The 21,902-nt window shown below is 62.0% G+C and carries 30 protein-coding genes; 2 read left to right on the forward strand and 28 right to left on the reverse strand.

The window, feature by feature from the left end:
* Positions 1-43: 43 nt before the first annotated feature.
* Positions 44-1,390, forward strand: coding sequence for an ABC transporter substrate-binding protein (locus tag AUR_RS04580; protein ID WP_062097482.1), 1,347 nt, complete (start codon positions 44-46; stop codon positions 1,388-1,390).
* A gap of 102 nt (positions 1,391-1,492) precedes the next feature.
* Here the strand turns inward: AUR_RS04580 and map are convergent, their stop codons facing one another.
* The 28 genes from map to rpsJ form a co-directional block, all read right to left on the reverse strand.
* Positions 1,493-2,320: a type I methionyl aminopeptidase gene (gene map, locus AUR_RS04585; protein ID WP_062097484.1), complete on the reverse strand. Its 828-nt coding sequence runs from the start codon at positions 2,318-2,320 to the stop codon at positions 1,493-1,495.
* A 31-nt stretch (positions 2,321-2,351) separates the two neighbouring features.
* Positions 2,352-3,263 (reverse strand): NAD-dependent epimerase/dehydratase family protein, encoded by a 912-nt coding sequence (locus AUR_RS04590; RefSeq protein ID WP_062097486.1) that lies wholly within the window; start codon positions 3,261-3,263, stop codon positions 2,352-2,354.
* Complete coding sequence (locus AUR_RS04595; protein ID WP_062097488.1) at positions 3,260-5,047, reverse strand: class I adenylate-forming enzyme family protein; 1,788 nt, start codon at positions 5,045-5,047, stop codon at positions 3,260-3,262. Before AUR_RS04595 ends, AUR_RS04590 begins: the two co-directional genes overlap by 4 nt.
* Positions 5,037-6,218, reverse strand: a complete 1,182-nt coding sequence (locus tag AUR_RS04600; RefSeq protein ID WP_062097490.1) for a cytochrome P450 — start codon at positions 6,216-6,218, stop codon at positions 5,037-5,039. The genes AUR_RS04595 and AUR_RS04600 overlap by 11 nt, the downstream gene beginning before the upstream one ends.
* A 2-nt stretch (positions 6,219-6,220) precedes the next feature.
* A complete protein-coding gene (locus AUR_RS04605; RefSeq protein WP_062097492.1) occupies positions 6,221-7,024 on the reverse strand; it encodes a glycosyltransferase family 2 protein in 804 nt (267 codons plus the stop codon).
* A complete protein-coding gene (locus tag AUR_RS04610; RefSeq protein WP_062097494.1) occupies positions 7,021-8,076 on the reverse strand; it encodes a 3-oxoacyl-ACP synthase III family protein in 1,056 nt (351 codons plus the stop codon). The genes AUR_RS04605 and AUR_RS04610 overlap by 4 nt, the downstream gene beginning before the upstream one ends.
* Positions 8,077-8,187: 111 nt before the next feature.
* Positions 8,188-8,757: an adenylate kinase gene (locus tag AUR_RS04615; RefSeq protein ID WP_021472423.1), complete on the reverse strand. Its 570-nt coding sequence runs from the start codon at positions 8,755-8,757 to the stop codon at positions 8,188-8,190.
* 5 nt (positions 8,758-8,762) lie between these two features.
* Positions 8,763-10,073 carry a preprotein translocase subunit SecY gene (gene secY / locus AUR_RS04620; protein ID WP_031216558.1) on the reverse strand — a complete coding sequence of 437 codons (1,311 nt, stop codon included), beginning with the start codon at positions 10,071-10,073 and terminating at the stop codon, positions 8,763-8,765.
* Positions 10,074-10,261: 188 nt separating this feature from the next.
* On the reverse strand, positions 10,262-10,732 hold the full coding sequence (gene rplO / locus AUR_RS04625) for a 50S ribosomal protein L15 (protein WP_021472421.1): 471 nt from the start codon (positions 10,730-10,732) through the stop codon (positions 10,262-10,264).
* Positions 10,732-10,938: a 50S ribosomal protein L30 gene (gene rpmD / locus AUR_RS04630; protein ID WP_003803757.1), complete on the reverse strand. Its 207-nt coding sequence runs from the start codon at positions 10,936-10,938 to the stop codon at positions 10,732-10,734. Before rpmD ends, rplO begins: the two co-directional genes overlap by 1 nt.
* 2 nt (positions 10,939-10,940) lie before the next feature.
* The gene (gene rpsE / locus AUR_RS04635; RefSeq protein WP_170828566.1) at positions 10,941-11,612 is read right to left on the reverse strand and encodes a 30S ribosomal protein S5; all 672 of its coding nucleotides are present in this window, start codon (positions 11,610-11,612) and stop codon (positions 10,941-10,943) included.
* A gap of 29 nt (positions 11,613-11,641) precedes the next feature.
* Positions 11,642-12,025: a 50S ribosomal protein L18 gene (gene rplR, locus AUR_RS04640; RefSeq protein ID WP_021472419.1), complete on the reverse strand. Its 384-nt coding sequence runs from the start codon at positions 12,023-12,025 to the stop codon at positions 11,642-11,644.
* A 3-nt stretch (positions 12,026-12,028) separates the two neighbouring features.
* Positions 12,029-12,565: a 50S ribosomal protein L6 gene (gene rplF / locus AUR_RS04645; protein WP_021472418.1), complete on the reverse strand. Its 537-nt coding sequence runs from the start codon at positions 12,563-12,565 to the stop codon at positions 12,029-12,031.
* Positions 12,566-12,583: 18 nt separating this feature from the next.
* Entirely contained in the window at positions 12,584-12,982 is a 399-nt protein-coding gene (rpsH, locus tag AUR_RS04650; RefSeq protein ID WP_062097496.1) for a 30S ribosomal protein S8, read from the reverse strand.
* A 78-nt stretch (positions 12,983-13,060) separates the two neighbouring features.
* Complete coding sequence (gene rplE / locus AUR_RS04655; protein ID WP_021472416.1) at positions 13,061-13,636, reverse strand: 50S ribosomal protein L5; 576 nt, start codon at positions 13,634-13,636, stop codon at positions 13,061-13,063.
* Positions 13,636-13,995, reverse strand: coding sequence for a 50S ribosomal protein L24 (gene rplX, locus AUR_RS04660; RefSeq protein WP_021472415.1), 360 nt, complete (start codon positions 13,993-13,995; stop codon positions 13,636-13,638). Before rplX ends, rplE begins: the two co-directional genes overlap by 1 nt.
* Positions 13,996-13,998: 3 nt before the next feature.
* Positions 13,999-14,367 (reverse strand): 50S ribosomal protein L14, encoded by a 369-nt coding sequence (gene rplN / locus AUR_RS04665; protein WP_003803789.1) that lies wholly within the window; start codon positions 14,365-14,367, stop codon positions 13,999-14,001.
* 353 nt (positions 14,368-14,720) lie between these two features.
* The gene (gene rpsQ / locus AUR_RS04670) at positions 14,721-15,020 is read right to left on the reverse strand and encodes a 30S ribosomal protein S17 (protein WP_021472414.1); all 300 of its coding nucleotides are present in this window, start codon (positions 15,018-15,020) and stop codon (positions 14,721-14,723) included.
* Positions 15,017-15,337: a 50S ribosomal protein L29 gene (rpmC, locus tag AUR_RS20690; protein WP_021472413.1), complete on the reverse strand. Its 321-nt coding sequence runs from the start codon at positions 15,335-15,337 to the stop codon at positions 15,017-15,019. Before rpmC ends, rpsQ begins: the two co-directional genes overlap by 4 nt.
* 2 nt (positions 15,338-15,339) lie before the next feature.
* Entirely contained in the window at positions 15,340-15,756 is a 417-nt protein-coding gene (gene rplP, locus AUR_RS04680; protein ID WP_021472412.1) for a 50S ribosomal protein L16, read from the reverse strand.
* On the reverse strand, positions 15,757-16,578 hold the full coding sequence (gene rpsC, locus AUR_RS04685) for a 30S ribosomal protein S3 (protein ID WP_021472411.1): 822 nt from the start codon (positions 16,576-16,578) through the stop codon (positions 15,757-15,759).
* Positions 16,579-16,944 (reverse strand): 50S ribosomal protein L22, encoded by a 366-nt coding sequence (rplV, locus tag AUR_RS04690; RefSeq protein WP_062097498.1) that lies wholly within the window; start codon positions 16,942-16,944, stop codon positions 16,579-16,581. It abuts the gene before it with no gap.
* A 38-nt stretch (positions 16,945-16,982) separates the two neighbouring features.
* Positions 16,983-17,264 (reverse strand): 30S ribosomal protein S19, encoded by a 282-nt coding sequence (gene rpsS / locus AUR_RS04695; RefSeq protein WP_003803803.1) that lies wholly within the window; start codon positions 17,262-17,264, stop codon positions 16,983-16,985.
* A gap of 12 nt (positions 17,265-17,276) precedes the next feature.
* Positions 17,277-18,116, reverse strand: a complete 840-nt coding sequence (gene rplB / locus AUR_RS04700) for a 50S ribosomal protein L2 (protein ID WP_021472409.1) — start codon at positions 18,114-18,116, stop codon at positions 17,277-17,279.
* Positions 18,117-18,145: 29 nt separating this feature from the next.
* Positions 18,146-18,451, reverse strand: coding sequence for a 50S ribosomal protein L23 (rplW, locus tag AUR_RS04705; protein ID WP_021472408.1), 306 nt, complete (start codon positions 18,449-18,451; stop codon positions 18,146-18,148).
* Entirely contained in the window at positions 18,448-19,065 is a 618-nt protein-coding gene (gene rplD / locus AUR_RS04710; RefSeq protein ID WP_021472407.1) for a 50S ribosomal protein L4, read from the reverse strand. Before rplD ends, rplW begins: the two co-directional genes overlap by 4 nt.
* A gap of 4 nt (positions 19,066-19,069) precedes the next feature.
* Entirely contained in the window at positions 19,070-19,720 is a 651-nt protein-coding gene (gene rplC / locus AUR_RS04715; RefSeq protein WP_021472406.1) for a 50S ribosomal protein L3, read from the reverse strand.
* A 17-nt stretch (positions 19,721-19,737) separates the two neighbouring features.
* On the reverse strand, positions 19,738-20,046 hold the full coding sequence (gene rpsJ, locus AUR_RS04720; protein WP_003803825.1) for a 30S ribosomal protein S10: 309 nt from the start codon (positions 20,044-20,046) through the stop codon (positions 19,738-19,740).
* Between the two features lie 384 nt (positions 20,047-20,430).
* On the opposite strand from rpsJ, the gene AUR_RS04725 reads away from it, so the two are divergent.
* Complete coding sequence (locus AUR_RS04725; RefSeq protein ID WP_062097500.1) at positions 20,431-21,870, forward strand: GH1 family beta-glucosidase; 1,440 nt, start codon at positions 20,431-20,433, stop codon at positions 21,868-21,870.
* The last annotated feature ends 32 nt before the right edge of the window (positions 21,871-21,902 follow it).

Below are 21,902 nucleotides of genomic sequence, written 5' to 3' on the forward strand. Positions count from 1 at the left end.
CCACACCAATTCGCATCGTAGGAAGTAAGTGAGAGGAAGCACCATGCGCACCAACCTTGACCGTCGGCATTTCCTTGGCCTCGCAGGCCTGGGTGCCGGGGCCGCGGCATTAACTGCCTGCGGCGGGCCATCCACCGCGGGTCCGGGGACCGCCGTCGAATCTGCTGCCGTCGACTTCACCAACGTCAAGCCGGCCGCCTCGTTCGATTTCTGGACCAACCACCCGGGCAAGTCCCAGGACGTAGAAAAGGCCATCATCAGCAAGTTCCAGGCAAAGTTCCCCGACATCAAGGTGAACCTGGTGACCGCAGGCGCCAACTATGAGGAAATTGCGCAGAAGTTCCAGACTTCCCAAGCCGCCAAGACCGGACTTCCCGGCTTGGTTGTCCTCTCCGATGTGTGGTGGTTCCGCTACTTCTCCAACGGCAGCATCATCCCGATCGACAATCTGGTGAAGCACCTGGACATCCAGCTCGACGACTTCCAGAAGTCCCTGGTTGACGACTACAAGTACGACAACCAGCAGTGGGCCCTGCCATACGGCCGCTCCACCCCGCTTTTCTACTACAACAAAGACCACTTCAAGGCCGCAGGCCTTCCCGACCGGGCTCCGGCGACGTGGCAGGAATTCGCCGAGTGGGCTCCCAAACTGAAAGCCTCCTCCGGCGCGCAGTACGCCTACATTTATCCCGCGCTGGCCGGCTACGCGGGCTGGACCTTGCAGAACAACCTCTGGGGCTGGGGCGGCAACTGGTCCAAGGACTGGGAGATCACGTGCGATTCAGACAAGTCGGTTGCCGCTCTGCAGTGGGCCCAGGACTCGATCTACAAGGACGGTTGGGCAGGCGTTTCCTCCAAGGAGGCCGCGGACGACTTCGCCGCCGGCATCACCTCGGCAACCATTTCCTCCACGGGCTCCCTGCTGGGCGTCCTGAAAGCAGCCAAGTTCAACGTGGGAGTCGGCTTCCTGCCGGGCGGTCCCGAGGCAACCACCGGAGTCTGCCCTACCGGTGGCGCCGGGCTGGGCATCCCGAACGGTATCAGCAAAGAGGAGCAGCTCGCCGCCGCGACGTTCCTCAAGTTCATGACGGAGCCGGAAAACACGGCCGCCTTCTCGGCCGCAACGGGTTACATGCCCACGCGCCTGTCCGCCGACATGTCAGCTGTACTGGCCGCCACGCCCCAGATCAAGACGGCCATGGACCAGCTCGCTGTCACCCGTGTCCAGGACAACGCCCGGGTGTTCCTTCCCGGCGCCGACCAGGAAATGGCCAAGGCGGCAGCCAAGATCCTCACCCAGCAGGGTGACGTCAAAGCAACGATGACCGAGTTGAAGAAGACGCTCGAGGGCATCTACACAAAGGACGTCAAGCCCAAGTTGAAGGGCTGAAACCCTTGGGATAAGGAAGTGCGGGGCTGCATGGTCAGCCCCGCACTTCCTTTTGACTCTTTGTTATGGCAACGCCAGGCCGGTTGACACCGGCAGGGAAGGTCAGGGGATGGGTACCGGCACGACGCCGAGCGGCGCAAGGTTGGCTGCCCCGCCGTCCGGCGAGGACAGGACCCAAATGCCCTCTTCATGGACGGCAACGGAGTGCTCCCACTGGCACGAGCGCTTGCCGTCGGTGGTGACCACGGTCCAGTCGTCATCCAGGGTCGCCGTTTCGATGCCTCCGCGCACCAGCATCGGTTCGATGGCCAGGCACAGACCGGGCCGGATCTTAGGGCCACGGTGGCTGGTGCGGTAGTTCAGGACATCCGGGGCCATGTGCATCTCGGAACCAATCCCGTGGCCGACGTAATCCTCAAGGATTCCGAGGGGCTTGCCCGGCACTGAGGACACGTAGTCATCGATCGCATTGCCGATGTCTCCCACGAACTTGCCCTTGGCCAGACCGGCGATGCCGTGCCACATGGCGGCCTCGGTGACATCGGAAAGCCGCTGGTCCTCGGGGTCAGCGGTTCCAACGATCACGGTGCGGGCCGAGTCCGAGTGCCATCCGTCCACGATGCAGCCGCCGTCGATCGAGATGATGTCCCCGTCTTCCAGGACCCTGTTGCCGGGGATTCCGTGGACGACTTCCTCGTTGACCGAGGTGCAGATGGTTGCCGGGAAGCCGTGGTATCCGACGAAGTTGGACTTGGCGCCGGCATCGTTGAGGACGGCAGCAAAGACGTCATCGAGGTCCTTGGTGGTGACACCTGCCTTGGCTGCTGCAACCGCTGCGTCAAGGGCACGGCTAAGGACCAGTCCTGCCTCGTGCATCTTGCGCATCTGCTGGTTGGACTTGTATTCAATGCGGGGCTGACCGAACGCCATGTTCTCCTCTGGATGTTCCCACGAGCGCCGATCAGGCCCCGTGCTCCAACCATTTTCGCGCATCCGAGAGCGTGGTCGAAATTGGTTCGACCCCGAGCCCCTCGCGAAGCCTGTCCAAGCAATAGGTCCGCTCCCGCCCGAGTTGGCTCACGGCATAGCGGGTCAGCCGCGGCGGAGTCCCCGTTGCCATGGCAGCAGCTTCGGAAAAGCCGGCCACGGCCATCGCCACGGCCTCCGGAATATACCGAATGCCCGTGTGCGGGTGGCCCGTCACGTCAAGGACCTCACGCAGTACTGAACCGAGCTCCACAGGCTCCGCATCGGCCACATTTACGGCACCACGGAGTTCGGACCCGCAGGCTGCGAGCGCGGCAGTGGTCAAATTGTCGATATGCGTCAGCTGATGCCTCACGGTGGGACGCCCGACGCTGAGGAGCCGTCCGCGCCGGATGTTGCCGATGAGCCGTGGCAACAGCGTCCGGTCGCCTTGGCCATAGACTCCGTGTGGCCGGAGCGACAAGGCGTTGCCGTGCTTGCGTGCTTCGATGTCGGCCAGCGCCTTGCTGCGCCCATAGGCGTTCAGGTGCTTGGACGCGACTTCTTCCTCAACGCGGTTCACGCAGGACTCCCACCAGGGGTAGACGCTGGAACTTGAGATATGGACCAGGCGCGTCCGCGCATAGACCTCGCTGAGGGCCCGCGTCCCTAGGACATTGACCCGGTGAAAGATCCGGGGGTCGCCCCAGTCCGCGACGTGGGCACCGGCATGCACGACGGCGTCAACCTCCGGCAGGCGCGCTGGCGGACGGTCCGCGAGGTCCCAGTATGCGTAGCCCGGGTCCCGGCGACGCGCGAACCTTACAACGTCCCATCCCTTGTCTTCAGCGGCCCGGGCGATCGCTCTTCCGACGAAACCCGTGGCACCCGTGACGGCGATCTTCATGCCGGGCCCACCAGGGCCGCTGCGTCTGTAACCGCTCCGAACTGCTGCCTGAGCGCTTCACGATCCGGCTTCCGGTGCCGCCCGCTGACCGGCATATTGTCCAGGACTTCGATGCGGTCCGGGAGTGCCGATTCGTCGATGAGTCGCGGTAGCTCCTGCCCGAGCCGGGCCTTCAGGGCCGCGGCCGACTGACCGGCCCGGGGCACAACCGCCAGCCACACCGACTCGTCACCGATGCCGTCCGGAACTCCTACCATCGCCGCTTCAGCGACACCCGCCACGCCGGCGATGACGGGTTCATACAGAGCGGGGTAGATGTTGGCCTTGCCCCGGATAATCATGTCCTTCTTGCGTCCGATCATCACCAGCCGTGGCCGCGCGCCGGAGCTGGTGGCCGCGCCCCGTGCCCCCGAGCTGATGGGCGCGCCCCGTGCCCCCGCCCCGTAGTCGAGCCTCACCAAGTCTCCCGTCGCGTGTTCGATCATTGGGTCCTGGCCCAAATAGCCGTGGCACATGTTGGGCCCGCGGGCGAACAGTTCGTGGTCCTCACCGAGGCGGATTTCGACGGCGGGCAGCGGTTCCCCGAGGAAGTCGCCCTCACCACGGCCATCCTGGGTGAGGTGCCCGGCGTCAGCTCCCGAGGCGAAGGCAAGCTTCTCCCTGCCGTCCGCTATTGCTATGGGCAGAAGCTCAGTCATTCCGTAAATGAGCTTGAAGTCCACATCGGGCAAGACCCGCATGGCCCGCTCCAGGAAAGGTGCCAGAACGGGGGCCGCTCCCAACATCACAGTTCCCAAGGTCTTCGGAAGCGTGACCTCCCCACGCTCAATCCCGTCGAGGATGGGCGCCAGCTGCGACGGCACCAGGAAAAGGTGAGTGGCGCCGTCGTACGTTGACCTTTTCCCGGCGACCGGCCCAAGTTCGCCGGCCAAGCGAAGGGGGTCGATGTGCGCCGAAAAGCCGTACGAGGGCATGGTCCAGTGCGCCCCGGCGATCAGGGCCGGCAGGCCCATCATGAGCTGCTCCGAATGGATACGGTCCCCGTCGCTGAAGGTGCACTTGGTGCTCAACTGCTGAAAACCGGCAGCCAAGGAACCGCGCGTATGGACAACACCCTTCGGTGCTCCCGTGGTTCCGGAGGTGAAGATGATCACCGCTTCCTGGGCGGGATGGTGCCCGGGCTGTCCCTTGGTGGTGCCAGTAGTGGTGGTGCCGGTAGTCAGGGGTCGTCTCAGCGTCTTCACCGGGGTAGCTCCCCGGGGCACCCCCGGCATCCAAGGTCCCGAATAGTAGTGGCGGACGTCCATCGCGCCGTAATCGGGCAGGAGCAGGCCACGCCGACGCGCCAGGGGGCGGACGGGGCTCCTGGTACTCACTGCGTAGAGAAGCGATTCGGCAGCCGCCCAACCCGGCGCGGCCAGCTCCGCCCTGTCCCGGAACAACGAAGGACCGATGCCGGGGTCAATGAACACCACCGACCCACCGGCCCGGACGGCACCCAACGCGAGGATGAACGCGGCCGGACTCGGCCTGACCGAGAAGAGCATCCTTTCACCCTTGCCAAAGCCGTCGGCCTGCAGGCGCACCGACGTTGCTTCGATGCCTTCCATCAGCTGCCTGTAGGTGATGGTTGGACCGGGCCTCACTGACACCTTGCCGCCGGGCCGACGCCTGGTCCTGCCCGGAGCTGTGATGGCGGGATTGTCCGGGACACGTTCAGCCGCCGCGTAGACGGCGGCAATGAGGTCAGGGCTGTCCTGCCCGCCGGTGATTTCAGAGGGCATTGGCGAGCTCCAGCTTCCGGTAGCCCGGAATCAGCACACGCGTGCTGACGGCCCGGGAAGCGATGACCCACGGCCTCTGCGCAAATCTGTCCAGGAGAACCTCCAAGGTTGCAGTGATCTCCGCCATGGCCAGCGGCATGCCGATGCAGAAATGTGGTCCTGCCCCGAACCACAACTGGCGCGCTTGCGCCGGGATGGGTTCCCCCGGGTTGAAACCACCCAGGCTCTTGGCAGCATGGATGGTGGACAACAGGATCCGGTCCCCGGTGCGCACAACCGTTCCTCCGATGTTCCCGGGGGCAACGGCGTTTCGCAGCATCATGGGCGACGGCACCGTGAACCTCAACGACTCGTTCACTGCTGCCCCCATCCCCGACCTGTCCGCAACCAGTTCCTCAATGCGTCCGGTATCGGCAAGCAACGCCACCAGCCGGGGCACGAATGACACGAGCGTTTCCGTTCCCACCATCACGAAGGCACTGATGATGCCCATCGCTTCGTCTTCGCTCATGCCCAGCCCGCGGAGCCGGCCCGGGAAGGTTGCAGGGTCTCCGTCGCGGTAGGCGCTTCGGGCGGGTCCTGCGAGAACCTCGACGGCGGCCCTTCCCTTGGCAGCCTGCTCCGGCGTCAAGGTTGGGCGACCTAAACGAACCAAGGATGAGATGGATGACCCTAAATCGAAGAGGTCCTTGTTCGGCAGTCTGCCCGGGGCATGTTCCGGAACGCCCAGCAACCGTGAGATGACGCCGCCCGCAAGTTCCTTGACGCAGTCCACCAGGTCCACCCGTCCCGGCCCGTCCAGGTCATGCTCAACGCGGGCCTTCAACGCAACGGATGCCGGTTGGACGATTTCCGCCACCGAGGCCGGAGTGAACAAGTCAGCGAGCTTCCGCCTTAGCTCGCGATGCTCTGCACCGTCCATGTTGACCAGTGCCTTCGGGCCGACGACCGGTGTCCAAAGCCCTCCGGAGGCAGAGGGCCCGTTCTTTACGAAGCGTTCACCGTCCAACAGCACATCACGCACCAACCGTGCTTCGCTGACCAGGACACCCAGCCCCGGGATCCTCATCACCGGTTTCACGGCGCCCAGCGATCGGATGGTCGGGTACAGCAAGGGATGCGCTCCGAGGTGGACGCGCCGTTCCCAGCGTTCAGCGGTTGCAACTGACATGGCTACCGAATGTCCACGTGCTCGGGACGGTAACGGTGGTCCGCGTACCAAGCCAGCGTGTTCTTCAAGCCCCACGCTTTGACCCGCCGGGAGGACCCGTAGACCACGACGTCCCTCCGCAGCCCGTAATTGCGTGTCAACTTCCGGACGCGGTTGGACAGTGCCCTGTCCTCGTGGAGGTCCTCGATCCTGGTCCGCGGGAATCCCCCGGAGCGGTGATACATATCCGCGGTGATCGCCATGTTGCAGCCCGGAAGCATTTGGTAGGGGCCCAAATAGCCCTCTCCCTTGTTGCCGGGCCTGATCTTTCCGAAGAACGAGGCCACCTCCACGGCCACCAGCATCAAACGACGATCCCGCGCAGTGATGCCTTCGTCCTGCCGGGGAATCAGCTGCCCGGCAATCAGTTCCAAGCCATCGTGGAAGGCCGCCATGATCCGGGCCGTCCAATCCTTGGCAGCAAGGCAATCCGCGTCCGTGCGGGCCAACCATGTGGCACCGTGTTCGACTCCGAACCGCATACCCGTATCGGCAGCTGCGCCTGTGCCCTTCTCCGTTTCATGGATCAGCCTGATGTCCATGACACGGTGCTCACCGGCGAAGGCTTCCACGATGGCGCAGCTGGCGTCGGTGGATCCGTTATCAACCACAACCACCGTGAAGTCCTGATAGTCCTGCGCAGCGAGCGAATCCAAGGACTGGCGGACAAGCTTCTCTTCGTTGAGCATCGGCACTGCGATGCACAGCGGCCTGGTAGCGGAATCGCTGTGCAACCCTGTTCCGGCTCCTGCTGACGAGCGGTTCATAGCCGCACCACCGCGATGCCCAGGCTGACGCCGCCGGCCAGGCCTACCAGGGCAACCAGGTCTCCCGGACCACATCGTCCACCATCCAGGGCGAGCTTCAACTGCAACGGAAGACTAACGGAGGCCAAGTTGCCGAACTCTTCCACTGCCGGGACCAACAGGTCGCGCGGCACTCCCGCACGCTCTGCAAAGATCTCCCGGTAGGGCGCGCTGACTTGGTGGACACAGACCACCGCGAAGTCTTGCCAGTTCAGCTTGAGGGCCTCCAAGGTCTCTCCCAGGACATCGGAGCCCAAGTCCAGGAAGGCGTCCTTCAGCTTCTCCCCGTCCATGGTGAAATAGCTGGCTTCGGGGTCCCGGGGAAACGCAGATCCACCGGCGGCCAAGGTCCCTACCGGCCAGTGGATGCTCTTTGCAATGAATGCCATGCCAAGAATGCCCTCGGCCGCCGGGCTTGAAGGCTCACTGTCAGCAGTAGCGCCTTCGGAAGCTTCGAGCAGGACGGCCGCGCCGCCGTCGCTCATGGTGTAACCGGGGAAGCTGGACGCGAAAGTCGCGAAATCAGGAACAGACCACCGGACCGCCCGCGAGGGCGACTCCCCCGTCACCACCAGAACCCGACCGTAACGGCGGGAGGCAATCAGGGAATCGGCCACTTCCAGTCCGTTCAGGAAACTGTTGCAGGCGTTCTTGACGTCCATCACCGGGCAACTGAGTCCCAGCTTTGCGGCGGCAATATGGGCTGTTGCGGGCTCCACCATGTCCTGGCTCGCGGAGGCAAAAACCAGAAGGTCGACATCCGGGGCCTGGAGCCCGCAACTGGCCAGGACCTTGGCTGCTGCGTTGACGGCAAGATCTGACGCCTGCTCCGACTCGGCCATCACGCTACGGGACCGGATGCCTGTGACGCGGGAAATCAAACCCTTGGGAATCCGGAAGCCCGGGCTCGATTCGACGATGCGCTGCTCGACGGCATCCGTGTCCAGACGTGCAGGAGGCACATAGACTTCCAGACCTGCAATCCGGCTCCTGCCGGACATGACTGTGTGCATGCGCTTCCCCCAAAGACGGCCATGAAAAGGAAAAAGGGTGTGTCCCGCACTCATCGTACGGGACACACCCTTTGGCACATGAGCCGGAACACCGGCTATGTGGAGAAAGTGCTAGACAGCCTTGGCAGCTTCAATGGCGGTCAGGACGCGGTCAGTGACCTCGTCGATTCCACCAATGCCGTCAACCTGGGTCAGGATGCCGCGCTCGGCGTACTTGGCCACGACGGCCTCAGTCTGCTCGTGGTAGAGGTCGAGGCGGTGGCGGATGACGGCTTCATTGTCGTCAGACCGGCCGGTCTCCTTGGCACGGCCGAGGAGGCGGCTGACCAGTTCCTCGTCGTCGGCAGTCAGCTGGAGCACGACGTCGAGCTCCTGCTGGGTCTCGGCGAGGATGTTGTCCAGGTAGTCCACCTGTGCCGTGGTGCGGGGGTAGCCGTCCAGGAGGAAGCCGTTCTCGACGTCGCTCTCGCTCAGACGGTCCCGAACCATCTTGTTGGTGACGCTGTCCGGTACGAAGTCACCGGCGTCCATGTACTTCTTGGCCTCCAGGCCAAGGGGGGTCTCGCCCTTGACGTTGGCACGGAAAATGTCGCCAGTGGAGATGGCGACTACGCCCAGCCGCGCGGAAATCCGTTCAGCCTGCGTACCCTTGCCCGAACCCGGAGGTCCAATGATCAGCATTCTCGTCATCGCAAAAGCCCTTCATAGTGACGTTGTTGTAGCTGCGCATCAATCTGCTTCACGGTTTCCAAGCCCACACCCACCATGATCAGGATTGAGGTGCCACCGAACGGGAAGTTCTGGTTGGCGTTGATCAGGACGAGTGCAACCAGCGGAATGAGTGCCACGAAGCCCAGGTAAAGAGCTCCCGGCAAAGTAATCCTGGAAAGCACGTACTGCAGGTAATCCGCGGTCGGTTTACCCGCCCGGATGCCCGGAATGAATCCCCCGTACTTCTTCATGTTGTCCGACACTTCTTCAGGGTTGAAGGTGATGGCCACGTAGAAGTAGGTGAAAAACACGATCATGGCGAAGTAGAGAGCCATGTAGATGGGGTGGTCGCCCTTGGTGAGGTTGTTGTTGATCCACTCAACCCAGGGGGCCATCTGCTCTCCCGCCTGCGGCTGGTTGAACTGTGCAATCAGGCCAGGCAGGTACAGCATGGAGGACGCGAAGATGACGGGCACGACGCCGGCCATGTTCACCTTGATGGGAATGTAGGTGCTGGTTCCGCCAACAGTGCGGCGGCCAATCATGCGCTTGGCGTATTGCACCGGGACGCGCCTCTGGGACTGTTCGACGAACACCACCAGCGCCACCGTGACCAGGCCGATGGCAAGGACGATGAAGAAGGTTCCCGGGCCCTGTGCGGTCCAGATGGCACCCAGCGACTGCGGGAAGCCTGCAGCGATCGACGTGAAGATGAGCAGCGACATGCCGTTGCCCACGCCCTTCTCGGTCACGAGCTCGCCCATCCACATGATGAGTCCGGTCCCTGCGGTCAACGTGATGATGATGAGGATCGTGGTGATGATGCTCTCATCAGGAATGATCGGCAGGTTGCAGCCGGGCAGCAACTGGCCGGAACGGGCCAGGGATACCAGGGTGGTGGCATTGAGCAAACCCAGCGCGATGGTGAGGTACCGGGTGTACTGCGTCAGTTTCGATTGGCCGGAGGAACCTTCCTCGTACAACTGTTGGAACCGGGGAATGACCACCCGAAGCAGCTGAACGATGATGCTCGCCGTAATGTACGGCATGATACCGAGCGCAAAGATGGAAACCTGCAGCAAGGCACCGCCGCTGAACAGATTCACCAGCTGGTAGATGCCCTGCGAGGTGTCACCGGTGTCTAAGCATTGCTGGACATTCTGGTAGTTCACACCAGGCGAGGGGATGAAAGCTCCCAAGCGGAAGATTGTGATGATTCCCAGCGTGAACAACAACTTGCGTCGCAAATCGGGCGTCCGAAACGCCCGGCCGAATGCGCTTAGCAAGCGTCCTCCTGAGGTAAAGGTACAAGGATGTAGATGGGGTTAAGGAAACCCAACAATCGAGTCTAGCTGCTACGGACGCCGTCAGAATAATCGAGAGTCCACAACCAACAAAAAAATCCCGGTACACAGGGCCTCAGGCCCCGCGTACCGGGATTTTTTCTTACTGCGGGCAAGAGCCCCACGGGGTCTTAGAGAACCGTGGTGCTTCCGCCTGCTGCAGCGATCTTGTCAGCAGCGCTGGAAGAGAAAGCGTGGGCGGTGACGTCAACCTTGACGGTGATGTCGCCGGTGCCCAGCACCTTCACGGGCTGGTTCTTACGAACGGCACCCTTCTCAACCAGGGACTCAACGGTGACAGCGCCACCTTCCGGGAACAGCTCGTTGAGCTTCTCCAGGTTGACAACCTGGAACTCAACCCGGAACGGGTTCTTGAAGCCGCGCAGCTTCGGCAGGCGCATGTGCAGCGGCAACTGGCCGCCGGCAAAGCCAGCCTTGACCTGGTAGCGGGCCTTCGTACCCTTGGTACCGCGACCGGCAGTCTTACCCTTGGAGCCTTCACCACGACCAACACGGGTCTTGGAAGTCTTGGCGCCGGGGGCAGGACGCAGGTGGTGGACCTTCAGAGCGTTCTGCTTTTCAGCGGTCTCGTTCTCGGCCATTACTTCGCCTCCTCTACATTCACGAGGTGCGGAACCGTGTTGAGCATGCCAACGGTCACGGCGTCAGCGGTACGGACAACGGTGTGTCCGATGCGCTTGAGGCCGAGGGACCGAAGGGTGTCGCGCTGGTTCTGCTTGGCGCCAATGACGCCCTTGATCTGGGTTATTTCCAACTTGGCGTCGGAAGGAGTCAGGTTCTTAGCCATGACTAGACACCTGCCTTCTGGTTCTGGAGCGCACGCACCAGGGCAACCGGAGCAACCTCGTCCAGCGGCAGGCCACGGCGGGCAGCCACGGAAGCGGGCTCTTCGAGCTGCTTCAGGGCGTCAACGGTCGCGTGAACGATGTTGATCGCGTTGGAGGAACCGAGCGACTTGGAGAGGATGTCGTGGATACCCACGCACTCCAGTACCGCACGGACCGGACCACCGGCGATAACACCGGTACCGGCGGAAGCCGGACGCAGCAGGACAACGCCTGCAGCAGCCTCACCCTGCACGCGGTGCGGGATGGTGTTGCCAACGCGGGGAACGCGGAAGAAGGACTTCTTGGCCTCTTCAACGCCCTTGGCGATAGCAGCGGGAACTTCCTTGGCCTTGCCGTAGCCGACGCCAACCATGCCGTTACCGTCACCGACGACGACGAGAGCGGTGAAGCTGAAGCGACGACCACCCTTGACGACCTTGGCAACGCGGTTGATGGTTACAACACGCTCTACGAACTGGCTCTTCTCAGCGTCGCGACCGCCGTCGCGGCCACCACGGCCACCACGGTCGCCGCGGCCCTGGCCACGCTCGCCGCGCTCACCACGACGTCCGCCGCGGCGGTCGTCGGTAGCGGGTGCGGTCTCAGTTGCTTCAGCAGCTACAGCTTCAGTCACCTGAATGTCCTTTTCGTTGTTTTCAGCGGTCACAGTGCCAGCCCACCTTCGCGAGCACCGTCAGCGACGGCGGCGATGCGGCCGTGGTACTTGTTACCGCCACGGTCGAAGACAACAGCTTCGATGCCTGCAGCCTTTGCGCGCTCTGCAACGAGCTCGCCAACGCGCTTGGCCTTGGCAGTCTTGTCGCCTTCGAGTGCACGCAGGTCAGCTTCCAGGGTGGAAGCCGAAGCCACGGTTACGCCCTTGCTGTCATCGACAACCTGAACGAATACGTGACGTGCCGAACGGTTGACGACCAGACGCGGACGTACGGCCGTACCGGCGATGCGCTTGCGGATACGAAGCTGGCGACGGCTGCGTGCAGCAGACTTGCTCTTGTTCGAACGCTTCTTGTTAATTGCGATGGCCATGGTTTACTTACCAGCCTTTCCGACCTTGCGGCGGATGACTTCGCCGGCGTAACGGACACCCTTGCCCTTGTAGGGGTCAGGCTTGCGCAGCTTGCGAATGTTGGCAGCAACCTCGCCCACCTGCTGCTTGTTGATACCCGAAACAGAGAGCTTGGTGGGGCCCTCCACAGCGAAGGTGATGCCCTCAGGTGCCGAGACGTTTACAGGGTGGCTGTAGCCGAGAGCGAACTCCAGGTCAGAACCCTTGGCCTGAACGCGGTAACCGGTACCAACGATTTCAAGCTTCTTCTCGTAGCCCTCGGTAACGCCCTGGATCATGTTGGCGATCAGGGTGCGGGTCAGGCCGTGCAGCGAACGCGAGTTGCGCTCGTCGTTCGGGCGGGTGACCGTGAGAGTGTTCTCTTCGAGGGAAACCTCGATCGGGCTGGCAACAGTGTGGCTCAGCTCGCCCTTGGCACCCTTGACGCTGATGACGGAGCCATCGAGCTTGACCTCAACGCCGGCAGGAACGGTGATGGGGAGACGTCCAATACGTGACATTATTCTCTTCCTTTCCCGTTACCAGACGTACGCGAGGACTTCGCCGCCCACGCCCTTCTTGCCGGCCTGCTTGTCAGTCAGGAGGCCGGAAGAGGTGGACAGGATTGCGATACCCAGGCCACCCAGCACGTGAGGCAGGTTGGTGGACTTCGCGTAAACGCGGAGACCCGGCTTGGAGATGCGGCGGACACCGGCGATCGAACGCTCGCGGTTCGGTCCGAACTTCAGGCTGATGGTCAGCTTCTTGCCAACCTCTGCGTCCTCTTCCTTCCAGTCAGCGATGAAGCCTTCTGCCTTCAGGATGTCGGCAACGCGTGCCTTCAGCTTGCTGTACGGCATGGACACGGTGTCGTGGTATGCCGAGTTTGCATTGCGCAGACGCGTAAGCATGTCTGCGACAGGATCTGTCATAGTCATTGTGGGCTATAGCCCTTCCTCGTAACGGTTTCCGCTGCGCTGCCCTTGCGGGTCGGCGCGGCCGGACCTGATACGTAGTTAGTTTTCAGTCTTGAACGGGAAACCAAGCGCCTTGAGCAGCGCGCGGCCTTCGTCGTCGGTCTTGGCGGTGGTGACGACCGTGATGTCCATACCGCGAACGCGGTCAATGGAGTCCTGGTCGATTTCGTGGAACATAACCTGCTCGGTCAGACCGAAGGTGTAGTTGCCGTTGCCATCGAACTGCTTGCCGTTGAGGCCGCGGAAGTCACGGATACGCGGCAGGGCCAGCGATACCAGACGGTCCACGAATTCCCACATGCGGTCGCCACGCAGGGTTGCGTGTGCACCGATCGGCATGCCTTCGCGCAGCTTGAACTGTGCGATCGACTTGCGGGCCTTGGTTACCTGCGGCTTCTGGCCGGTGATGAGGGTGAGGTCGCGGACAGCGCCGTCGATCAGCTTGGAGTCCTTGGCGGCATCTCCAACACCCATGTTCACAACGACCTTCACCAGACGGGGAACCTGGTTGACGTTCGCGTAGTTGAACTCGTCCTGCAGGGACTTCTTGATGGTCTCTGCGTACTTCGTCTTCAGACGAGGAACGATCTTGGTTGCGACAGTGGTCTCGCTCATTAGATGTCCTTCCCGGTGGCCTTGGACACGCGGATACGAACGGTCTTGGTACGGCCGTCCTTCTCAACGGTGTCGAGACGGAAACCAACGCGGGTCGGCTTCTTGGTGGTCGGGTCTACCAGAGCGACGTTTGAAATGTGGATCGGGGCTTCAACAACCTCGATGCCACCGGTCTTGGTGCCGCGCTGCGACTGTCCGACCTTGGTGTGCTTGGTGACGCGGTTGATTCCTTCTACCAGCACGCGGTTGGTGTCAGGGAATACGCGCAGGACCTTGCCCTGCTTGCCGCGGTCGCCGCCGCGTTCCTGCTTGGCGCCGGTGATGACCTGAACGAGGTCACCCTTCTTGATCTTAGCCATGGACTAGAGCACCTCCGGGGCCAGCGAAACGATCTTCATGAACTTCTTGTCGCGAAGTTCACGACCAACCGGGCCGAAGATACGGGTGCCGCGGGGGTCACCGTCGTTCTTCAGGATCACAGCTGCGTTCTCATCAAACTTGATGTAGGAACCATCCGCACGGCGGCGTTCCTTCTTGGTACGAACGATGACAGCCTTGACGACGTCACCCTTCTTTACGTTGCCGCCAGGGATAGCGTCCTTGACGGTTGCGACGATGACGTCGCCGATGCCTGCGTAGCGACGGCCGGATCCACCGAGAACGCGAATGGTAAGGATTTCCTTAGCACCCGTGTTGTCGGCGACCTTCAGTCGCGACTCCTGCTGAATCAATTTTTACTCCTTGCGTCGCGCCGGTTCTCAGACCGAAAACATGCATACGGAATGAGCCTTGCGGAACGGTTGATCGGGGTGTCTCTGGACCTGCCTGGATTTTGCCAGAACAGGCCTAAACGCCCGTGCCACGAGCATCAGCTTCCCTTGCAGAAAACTCTGCGCGGGGCAGTATGCAGCGGCACGATTGTTTACGAGGTGGTTGATGACGCGCAAATGGCGCCATACAAACTCAATATCTTAGCACGTTCAGCGGCCATACCATAACTGGCCGGAACAGCGGAAGGGCCCGCGCTCCAAACGGAACGCGGGCCCTTCCAGTAAGCCCAACCGGACGTCGTCCGGCGTCGGATTTACTTGGCCTTCTCGAGGATCTCCACCAGGCGGAACCGCTTGGTAGCGGACAGCGGGCGGGTCTCGGCGATCAGAACGAGGTCGCCGATGCCGGCGGTGTTCTGCTCGTCGTGAGCCTTGATCTTCGAGGTGCGGCGAATAACCTTGCCGTAAAGAGCGTGCTTCACGCGGTCTTCAACCTCAACAACGATGGTCTTTTCCATCTTGTCGGAGACTACGTAGCCGCGACGCGTCTTACGGTAACCGCGCTGCTGCTCAGCGCTGGCTGCTGCTTCCGTCACGTTTTCCTTCTCGCTCACTTGGCATCCTCTCCAGCTTCAACCTCGGCCGTTTCAGCCTTGGCAGCCTTCTTGGACTTCTTTTCTTCCTTGGCTTCCACAACCGGTGCGGCAACCTCGGCACGAATGCCCAGCTCGCGCTCACGAAGAACGGTGTAGATGCGTGCGATGTCCTTCTTTACCGCGCGCAGACGACCGTGGTTCTCCAGCTGGCCGGTGGCGGACTGGAAACGCAGGTTGAACAGCTCTTCCTTGGACTTGCGGAGTTCTTCAACGAGACGCTCGTTGTCGAAACCGTCCAGCTGTGCGGGTGCGAGATCCTTCGACCCTACTGCCATTTCTATTCACCACCTTCGCGACGCACAATGCGTGCCTTCAACGGCAGCTTGTGGATTGCCAGGCGCAGGGCCTCGCGAGCTACCTCTTCATTGACACCGGAGAGTTCGAACAGAACCCGGCCCGGCTTGACGTTTGCGACCCACCATTCCGGAGAACCCTTACCGGAACCCATACGGGTTTCAGCAGGCTTCTTCGTCAGCGGACGGTCCGGGTAGATGTTGATCCAGACCTTGCCGCCACGCTTGATGTGGCGGGTCATCGCGATACGAGCGGACTCGATCTGACGGTTGGTGACGTATGCCGGGCTCAGGGCCTGGATGCCGTACTCACCGAAAGTGACCTTGGTGCCGCCCGTAGCAGCGCCGGAACGACCCGGGTGGTGCTGCTTACGGTGCTTGACTCGACGTGGGATAAGCATTTAAGCCTGTCCTCCTTCTGCTGCAGGAGCAGCAGCTTCAGCGGCCGGTGCTTCAACGGCAGCAGGTGCTGCCTCGGCTGCCGGACGGTCGTTACGACGACGGCGGTCGCCACCCGGGCGGCCCGGACGGTCTCCTCCACGGCCGCGGGACGGAGCAGCAGCTGCCTGCTGAGCCAGTTCCTTGGCGGTGACGTCACCCTTGTAGATCCAAACCTTCACGCCAATGCGGCCGAAGGTGGTCTTGGCTTCGTAGAAGCCGTAGTCGATGTTCGCGCGGAGGGTGTGCAGGGGCACACGGCCTTCGCGGTAGAACTCCGAGCGGGACATTTCTGCGCCGCCCAGACGGCCCGAGCAAGCAACACGGATGCCCTTGGCACCTGCGCGCTGTGCGGACTGCATGGCCTTCTTCATTGCACGGCGGAATGCCACGCGGGAAGTCAGCTGCTCAGCGATGCCCTGGGCAACAAGCTGTGCTTCGATCTCGGGGTTCTTGACCTCGAGGATGTTCAGCTGGACCTGCTTGCCGGTGAGCTTCTCGAGCTCGCCGCGGATGCGGTCTGCTTCAGCGCCGCGGCGGCCGATGACGATGCCCGGACGTGCCGTGTGGATGTCCACGCGGACGCGGTCACGAGTGCGCTCGATCTCGACCTTGGCGATGCCGGCGCGCTCCATGCCGGTGGACATGAGCTGACGGATCTTGATGTCCTCGCGGACGAAGTCCTTGTAGCGCTGTCCCGGCTTGTTGCTGTCAGCAAACCAGTGCGAAACGTGGTCGGTGGTGATGCCGAGTCGGAACCCGTGCGGGTTTACTTTCTGTCCCACTTAGCGAGCCTCCTCTTTCTCCGGGGTTGCGACGACCACGGTGATGTGGCTGGTCCGCTTCTTGATGCGGTAGGCGCGGCCCTGGGCACGCGGCTGGAACCGCTTCATGGTCGGGCCCTCATCAACGAATGCTTCGATGATGAAGAGGTCGCTGTCGTCGAATGCAACGCCATCGCGGTCCGCGAGAACGCGGGCGTTGGCCATTGCCGACTGAAGTACCTTGAATACCGGCTCCGAAGCTGCCTGGGGGGCAAACTTCAGAATTGCCAGAGCCTCATTCGCTTGCTTGCCACGAACAAGGTTGACGACGCGCCGGGCCTTCATAGGCGTTACGCGGATGTGACGCGCAATTGCCTTGGCTTCCATTGCTTTCCTTCTCTCGTCTAAGACGTAAGGTCAGGCGCCTAGCGGCGCTTGCCCTTACGGTCGTCCTTAACATGGCCGCGGAAAGTCCGCGTAGGAGCGAATTCGCCGAGCTTGTGCCCGACCATCGACTCAGTGACAAACACCGGGATGTGCTTGCGGCCGTCGTGTACGGCGATCGTGTGCCCGAGCATGTCGGGGATGATCATCGAACGACGGGACCAGGTCTTGATGACGTTCTTGGTGCCCTTTTCGTTTTCCCGTGCGACCTTCACAAAGAGGTGCTGGTCAACGAAAGGACCTTTTTTCAGGCTGCGTGGCATGTGTCCAGGCTCCTATCGCTTGTTCTTGCCAGTACGGCGGCGACGAACAATAAGCTTGTCGCTCTCTTTGTTCGGGCGGCGGGTACGGCCCTCGGGCTTGCCGTTCGGGTTGACCGGGTGGCGACCACCGGAAGTCTTACCTTCACCACCACCGTGCGGGTGGTCAACCGGGTTCATGGCTACACCACGGACGGTCGGGCGAACGCCCTTCCAGCGCATACGACCGGCCTTGCCCCAGTTGATGTTCGACTGCTCGGCGTTGCCGACCTCGCCGACGGTTGCGCGGCAGCGCACGTCAACGTTGCGGATTTCACCGGAGGGCAGACGCAGCTGGGCGAAACGGCCTTCCTTGGCGACGAGCTGGACCGAAGCACCTGCGGAGCGGGCCATCTTGGCGCCGCCACCCGGACGCAGTTCAACTGCGTGGATCACGGTACCGACGGGGATGTTGCGCAGCGGCAGGTTGTTGCCCGGCTTGATGTCAGCGTCGGGGCCAGCCTCGACGAAGTCACCCTGGGACAGCTTGTTCGGAGCGATGATGTAACGCTTGGTGCCATCAACATAGTGCAGGAGGGCGATGCGAGCCGTGCGGTTCGGATCGTACTCGATTTCGGCAACGCGGGCGTTGATGCCGTCCTTGTCGTGACGACGGAAGTCGATCAGACGGTACTGGCGCTTGTGTCCGCCACCCTTGTGACGGGTGGTGATCTTACCGGTGTTGTTACGGCCGCCGGTCTTGTGCAGCGGACGCAGCAACGACTTTTCCGGAGTCGACCGCGTGATTTCAGCAAAGTCGGCTACGCTCGAGCCACGACGGCCCGGGGTAGTCGGCTTGTATTTACGGATTCCCATAATTTAATTCCTCGTTAAAGTGGTCTCCGCTACGCGAGCGGACCGCCGAAGATGTCGATTGTGCCTTCTTTGAGGGTGACAATGGCACGCTTGGTGCTCTTGCGCTGTCCCCAGCCGAATTTGGTGCGCTTGCGCTTACCGGCACGGTTGATGGTGTTGATCGATTCGACCTTGACGGAGAAGATCTTCTCCACGGCCAGCTTGATCTCGGTCTTGTTCGAGCGGGGGTCCACCAGGAAGGTGTACTTGCCTTCGTCGATCAGACCGTAGCTCTTTTCCGAAACGACGGGTGCAAGCACGACGTCGCGCGGGTCCTTGATGGTGGTTACGCTCACTTGGAGGCCTCCTCGTTCTTTGCCTTGTCAGCGACGAACGCGTCGAAAGCAGCCTTGGTGAAGACCACGTCGTCGGAGATGAGCACGTCGTAGGTGTTCAGCTGGTCTGCGTACAGAACGTGAACATCTGCGAGGTTGCGCACGGACAGTGCAGCAACGTCTTCGGCGCGCTCGATTACGACGAGCAGGTTCTTGCGCTCGGAGACTGCACGCAGCGACGCCAGTGCTTCCTTGGCGGACGGCTTGGTGCCGGCAACCAGGGCTTCAATAACGTGGATGCGGCCGTTGCGGGCGCGGTCAGAGAGGGCGCCACGGAGAGCAGCAGCCTTCATCTTCTTGGGGGTGCGCTGGCTGTAGTCGCGCGGGGTCGGACCGTGGACGATGCCACCGCCGGTCATGTGGGGAGCACGGATGGAACCCTGACGGGCGCGACCGGTGCCCTTCTGCTTGAACGGCTTGCGACCTGCACCGGAAACCTCGGCGCGGGTCTTGGTCTTGTGGGTACCCTGGCGCGCAGCAGCGAGCTGTGCGACGACGACCTGGTGCAGCAGGGGCACGTTGGTCTGGACGTCGAAGATCTCTGCAGGCAGGTCTACCTTGACAGTGCTAGTCATTTAACTAGGCTCCCTTCACGGCGGAACGTACGAGTACGACCTGGCCGCGGGCACCGGGGACGGCACCCTTGATAAGGAGCAGCGACTTCTCGACGTCAACAGCGTGAACGGTGAGGTTCAGGGTGGTGTGACGTACGGCGCCCATGCGGCCGGCCATTTTCAGACCCTTGAAGACGCGGCTCGGGGTGGATGCGCCACCGATGGAGCCAGGCTTACGGTGGTTCTTGTGGGCACCGTGGGAAGCGCCGACACCGGAGAAGCCGTGACGCTTCATAACACCGGCAAAGCCCTTACCCTTGGAGGTGCCGACGACGTCGATCTTCTGGCCGGCTTCGAAGATCTCAACAGAGAGCTCCTGGCCCAGCTCGTAGGATGCGGCGTCTGCGGTACGCAGTTCGACGACGTGGCGGCGAGGAGTTACGCCGGCCTTCTCAAAGTGACCAGCCAGCGGCTTGGTGACCTTGCGGGGGTCGATCTGGCCGTAGCCGATCTGTACGGCGACGTAGCCATCGGCCTCTGCGTTGCGCAGCTGGGTGATGACGTTGGAGTCAGCCTGGACAACAGTTACCGGGATGAGCTTGTTGTTCTCGTCCCAGACCTGGGTCATGCCGAGCTTCGTGCCCAGCAGGCCCTTCACGTTACGGGTTGCGGTCATAGTCTCTCAGCACCTCCCTAGAGCTTGATTTCGATGTTCACGTCTGCAGGCAGGTCGAGACGCATAAGCGAGTCAACGGCCTTCGGCGTGGGGTCGATGATGTCGATCAGACGCTTGTGAGTACGCATTTCGAAGTGCTCACGGCTGTCCTTGTACTTGTGCGGAGAGCGAATAACGCAGTAAACGTTCTTCTCCGTCGGCAGCGGCACCGGGCCGACTACCGTTGCGCCTGCGCGCGTGACCGTCTCAACGATCTTCCGCGCTGAAACATCAATGACCTCGTGGTCATATGACTTCAGCCGGATGCGGATTTTTTGTCCCGCCATGTCGCCTGACTCTCTTTCAGCTAGTGCTGCTCTAGTTAGGGCTGCTCTGTTTACTTACCTGTTGATGTGGCCGCCGAAGCGTTTGAGGTTGTACCACCACACGCCGCACAAGCTGAATCCGGAAACTCCGGGTTCCTCAACCTGCCGGCGCACCGACCCCCGCGGTCGGGCGTGTCGCGATTTTCACGCAAACTCGACCGCATTCCATGGGGTTCAGGGTTATGTTTGGGCTTCAGCTTGGACCCTGACATCCGGCATTATCCGAATCGGGACACGAAGAAGCGCTTGAACAACTCATCCAGTATGCCGGAAATATGGACCAAAGGCTAATCGAGGGCTCGCGGCCCATTGCCAGTGGCGGCAGCAGCTATGGATGATAAATGCATGACTGTCCAGGATACGGGTTCCGTAGAGGATTTGGCGGCACGCCTCCGTCCCGGTTTCACCTTGGGCGTCGCGACCGCAGCCTTCCAGATCGAAGGCAGCTTGACTGCGGATGGCCGGGGCCCAGCAGGATGGGACGCCTTCGCAGAGAAGCCGGGAACAATCGTCGACGGCGGCTCTCCCGCGATCGCCTGCGACCATTACAACCGTGCGGACGAAGACATCGCCCTGATGCAGGAGCTCGGCGTCGATTCCTACCGGTTCTCCTTGTCGTGGCCGCGGATCCAGCCGGAGGGGAAGGGCGCCGTCAATCCCCGTGGCCTTGAGTTCTACGACCGGCTGATCGACAAGCTGCTGGCCGCCGGGATCTCTCCCATGGTGACCGTCTACCACTGGGACACGCCGCTTCCCTTGGAACATGCCGGCGGCTGGCTGAACCGTGAGACCGCCCATCGTTTTGCCGAGTACAGCGCGATCGTTGCCGAGCGGTACGGCGATCGGGTGGATTCTTGGGTAACCGTGAATGAGCCTGTCTCGGTGACCTTGCAGGGCTACGCTCTGGGCGCCCACTCCCCCGGCAACCAGCTTCTGTTTGATTGCCTCCCGGCAGCCCATCACCAGTTGCTTGGCCACGGGCTGGCGGTCCAGGCACTGCGGGCTGCTGGCGTTTCCGGCCAGATCGGCATTTCCAACATGCATTCGCCCGTTCGGCCGGCCAGCAACAAGCTTTCCGACCGACTCATGTCCGATGCCCTCGACATGATCCTCAACCGCATCTATGCCGACGCCATCCTCCTGGGCGAATACCCGAAGCCGCCGCTGGCCCTTTCGCCACTGTTCCGTTCCTTGGGCCCGGTGCAGGATGACGACTTGAAGACCATTAGCCAGCCGTTGGACTTCTACGGCCTCAACTACTACTACCCGCTCAAGGTTGCGTCCGGCTCCGGTCCTGCTGAAATCCCGACTGGTGCAGCACAAGAGATGGTGAACGTGCCGTTCCATCTTGCGGTATACGACGAATATGAGACCACCGGATTTGGATGGCCCGAGGCGCCGGATCAGTTGACCACCCTTCTGCAGGAAATGCAGCAAAGGTACGGGGAGGCACTTCCACCCGTTTACATCACGGAAGGCGGTGCAAGCTTCCCCGAGCCCGACCACGTGACCAGCCCGCTCCAGGACACCAACAGGATTACGTACCTGGCAGAGCATCTGGGCCACGCGCTAACGGCAACCGGCCCGGGCGGGGACGCGGAGGGAATCGACCTCCGCGGCTACTACGTGTGGACGTTGATGGACAACTTTGAGTGGGCCGCGGGTTATTCGCAGCGTTTCGGCTTGGTTCACGTGGACTTCGACACCTTGGAACGAACGCCCAAAGAGTCGTTCTACTGGCTGCGGTCCTTGGAACGGGCGCGCCGCCGCGAACAACAGCTGTAGTCCAAGCGGGTTAAAACATGTGCCCGGGAGCG

It is taken from the genome of Paenarthrobacter ureafaciens, assembly GCF_004028095.1.
Classification (GTDB): Bacteria; Actinomycetota; Actinomycetes; order Actinomycetales; family Micrococcaceae; genus Arthrobacter; species Arthrobacter ureafaciens.

What these genes read in the sequence shown, in the direction of transcription:
- AUR_RS04580 (WP_062097482.1), top strand. Translation starts at nt 44, where the DNA reads ATGCGCACCAACCTTGACCGTCGGCATTTCCTTGGCCTCGCAGGCCTG.
- map (WP_062097484.1), bottom strand. Translation starts at nt 2,320, where the DNA reads ATGGCGTTCGGTCAGCCCCGCATTGAATACAAGTCCAACCAGCAGATG.
- AUR_RS04590 (WP_062097486.1), bottom strand. Translation starts at nt 3,263, where the DNA reads ATGAAGATCGCCGTCACGGGTGCCACGGGTTTCGTCGGAAGAGCGATC.
- AUR_RS04595 (WP_062097488.1), bottom strand. Translation starts at nt 5,047, where the DNA reads ATGCCCTCTGAAATCACCGGCGGGCAGGACAGCCCTGACCTCATTGCC.
- AUR_RS04600 (WP_062097490.1), bottom strand. Translation starts at nt 6,218, where the DNA reads ATGTCAGTTGCAACCGCTGAACGCTGGGAACGGCGCGTCCACCTCGGA.
- AUR_RS04605 (WP_062097492.1), bottom strand. Translation starts at nt 7,024, where the DNA reads ATGAACCGCTCGTCAGCAGGAGCCGGAACAGGGTTGCACAGCGATTCC.
- AUR_RS04610 (WP_062097494.1), bottom strand. Translation starts at nt 8,076, where the DNA reads ATGCACACAGTCATGTCCGGCAGGAGCCGGATTGCAGGTCTGGAAGTC.
- AUR_RS04615 (WP_021472423.1), bottom strand. Translation starts at nt 8,757, where the DNA reads ATGCTGATCATTGGACCTCCGGGTTCGGGCAAGGGTACGCAGGCTGAA.
- rplO (WP_021472421.1), bottom strand. Translation starts at nt 10,732, where the DNA reads ATGGCCGAGAACGAGACCGCTGAAAAGCAGAACGCTCTGAAGGTCCAC.
- rpmD (WP_003803757.1), bottom strand. Translation starts at nt 10,938, where the DNA reads ATGGCTAAGAACCTGACTCCTTCCGACGCCAAGTTGGAAATAACCCAG.
- rplR (WP_021472419.1), bottom strand. Translation starts at nt 12,025, where the DNA reads ATGGCCATCGCAATTAACAAGAAGCGTTCGAACAAGAGCAAGTCTGCT.
- rplF (WP_021472418.1), bottom strand. Translation starts at nt 12,565, where the DNA reads ATGTCACGTATTGGACGTCTCCCCATCACCGTTCCTGCCGGCGTTGAG.
- rpsH (WP_062097496.1), bottom strand. Translation starts at nt 12,982, where the DNA reads ATGACTATGACAGATCCTGTCGCAGACATGCTTACGCGTCTGCGCAAT.
- rplE (WP_021472416.1), bottom strand. Translation starts at nt 13,636, where the DNA reads ATGAGCGAGACCACTGTCGCAACCAAGATCGTTCCTCGTCTGAAGACG.
- rplX (WP_021472415.1), bottom strand. Translation starts at nt 13,995, where the DNA reads ATGGCTAAGATCAAGAAGGGTGACCTCGTTCAGGTCATCACCGGCGCC.
- rpmC (WP_021472413.1), bottom strand. Translation starts at nt 15,337, where the DNA reads ATGGCAGTAGGGTCGAAGGATCTCGCACCCGCACAGCTGGACGGTTTC.
- rplP (WP_021472412.1), bottom strand. Translation starts at nt 15,756, where the DNA reads ATGCTTATCCCACGTCGAGTCAAGCACCGTAAGCAGCACCACCCGGGT.
- rplV (WP_062097498.1), bottom strand. Translation starts at nt 16,944, where the DNA reads ATGGAAGCCAAGGCAATTGCGCGTCACATCCGCGTAACGCCTATGAAG.
- rpsS (WP_003803803.1), bottom strand. Translation starts at nt 17,264, where the DNA reads ATGCCACGCAGCCTGAAAAAAGGTCCTTTCGTTGACCAGCACCTCTTT.
- rplB (WP_021472409.1), bottom strand. Translation starts at nt 18,116, where the DNA reads ATGGGAATCCGTAAATACAAGCCGACTACCCCGGGCCGTCGTGGCTCG.
- rplD (WP_021472407.1), bottom strand. Translation starts at nt 19,065, where the DNA reads ATGACTAGCACTGTCAAGGTAGACCTGCCTGCAGAGATCTTCGACGTC.
- rplC (WP_021472406.1), bottom strand. Translation starts at nt 19,720, where the DNA reads ATGACCGCAACCCGTAACGTGAAGGGCCTGCTGGGCACGAAGCTCGGC.
- rpsJ (WP_003803825.1), bottom strand. Translation starts at nt 20,046, where the DNA reads ATGGCGGGACAAAAAATCCGCATCCGGCTGAAGTCATATGACCACGAG.
- AUR_RS04725 (WP_062097500.1), top strand. Translation starts at nt 20,431, where the DNA reads ATGACTGTCCAGGATACGGGTTCCGTAGAGGATTTGGCGGCACGCCTC.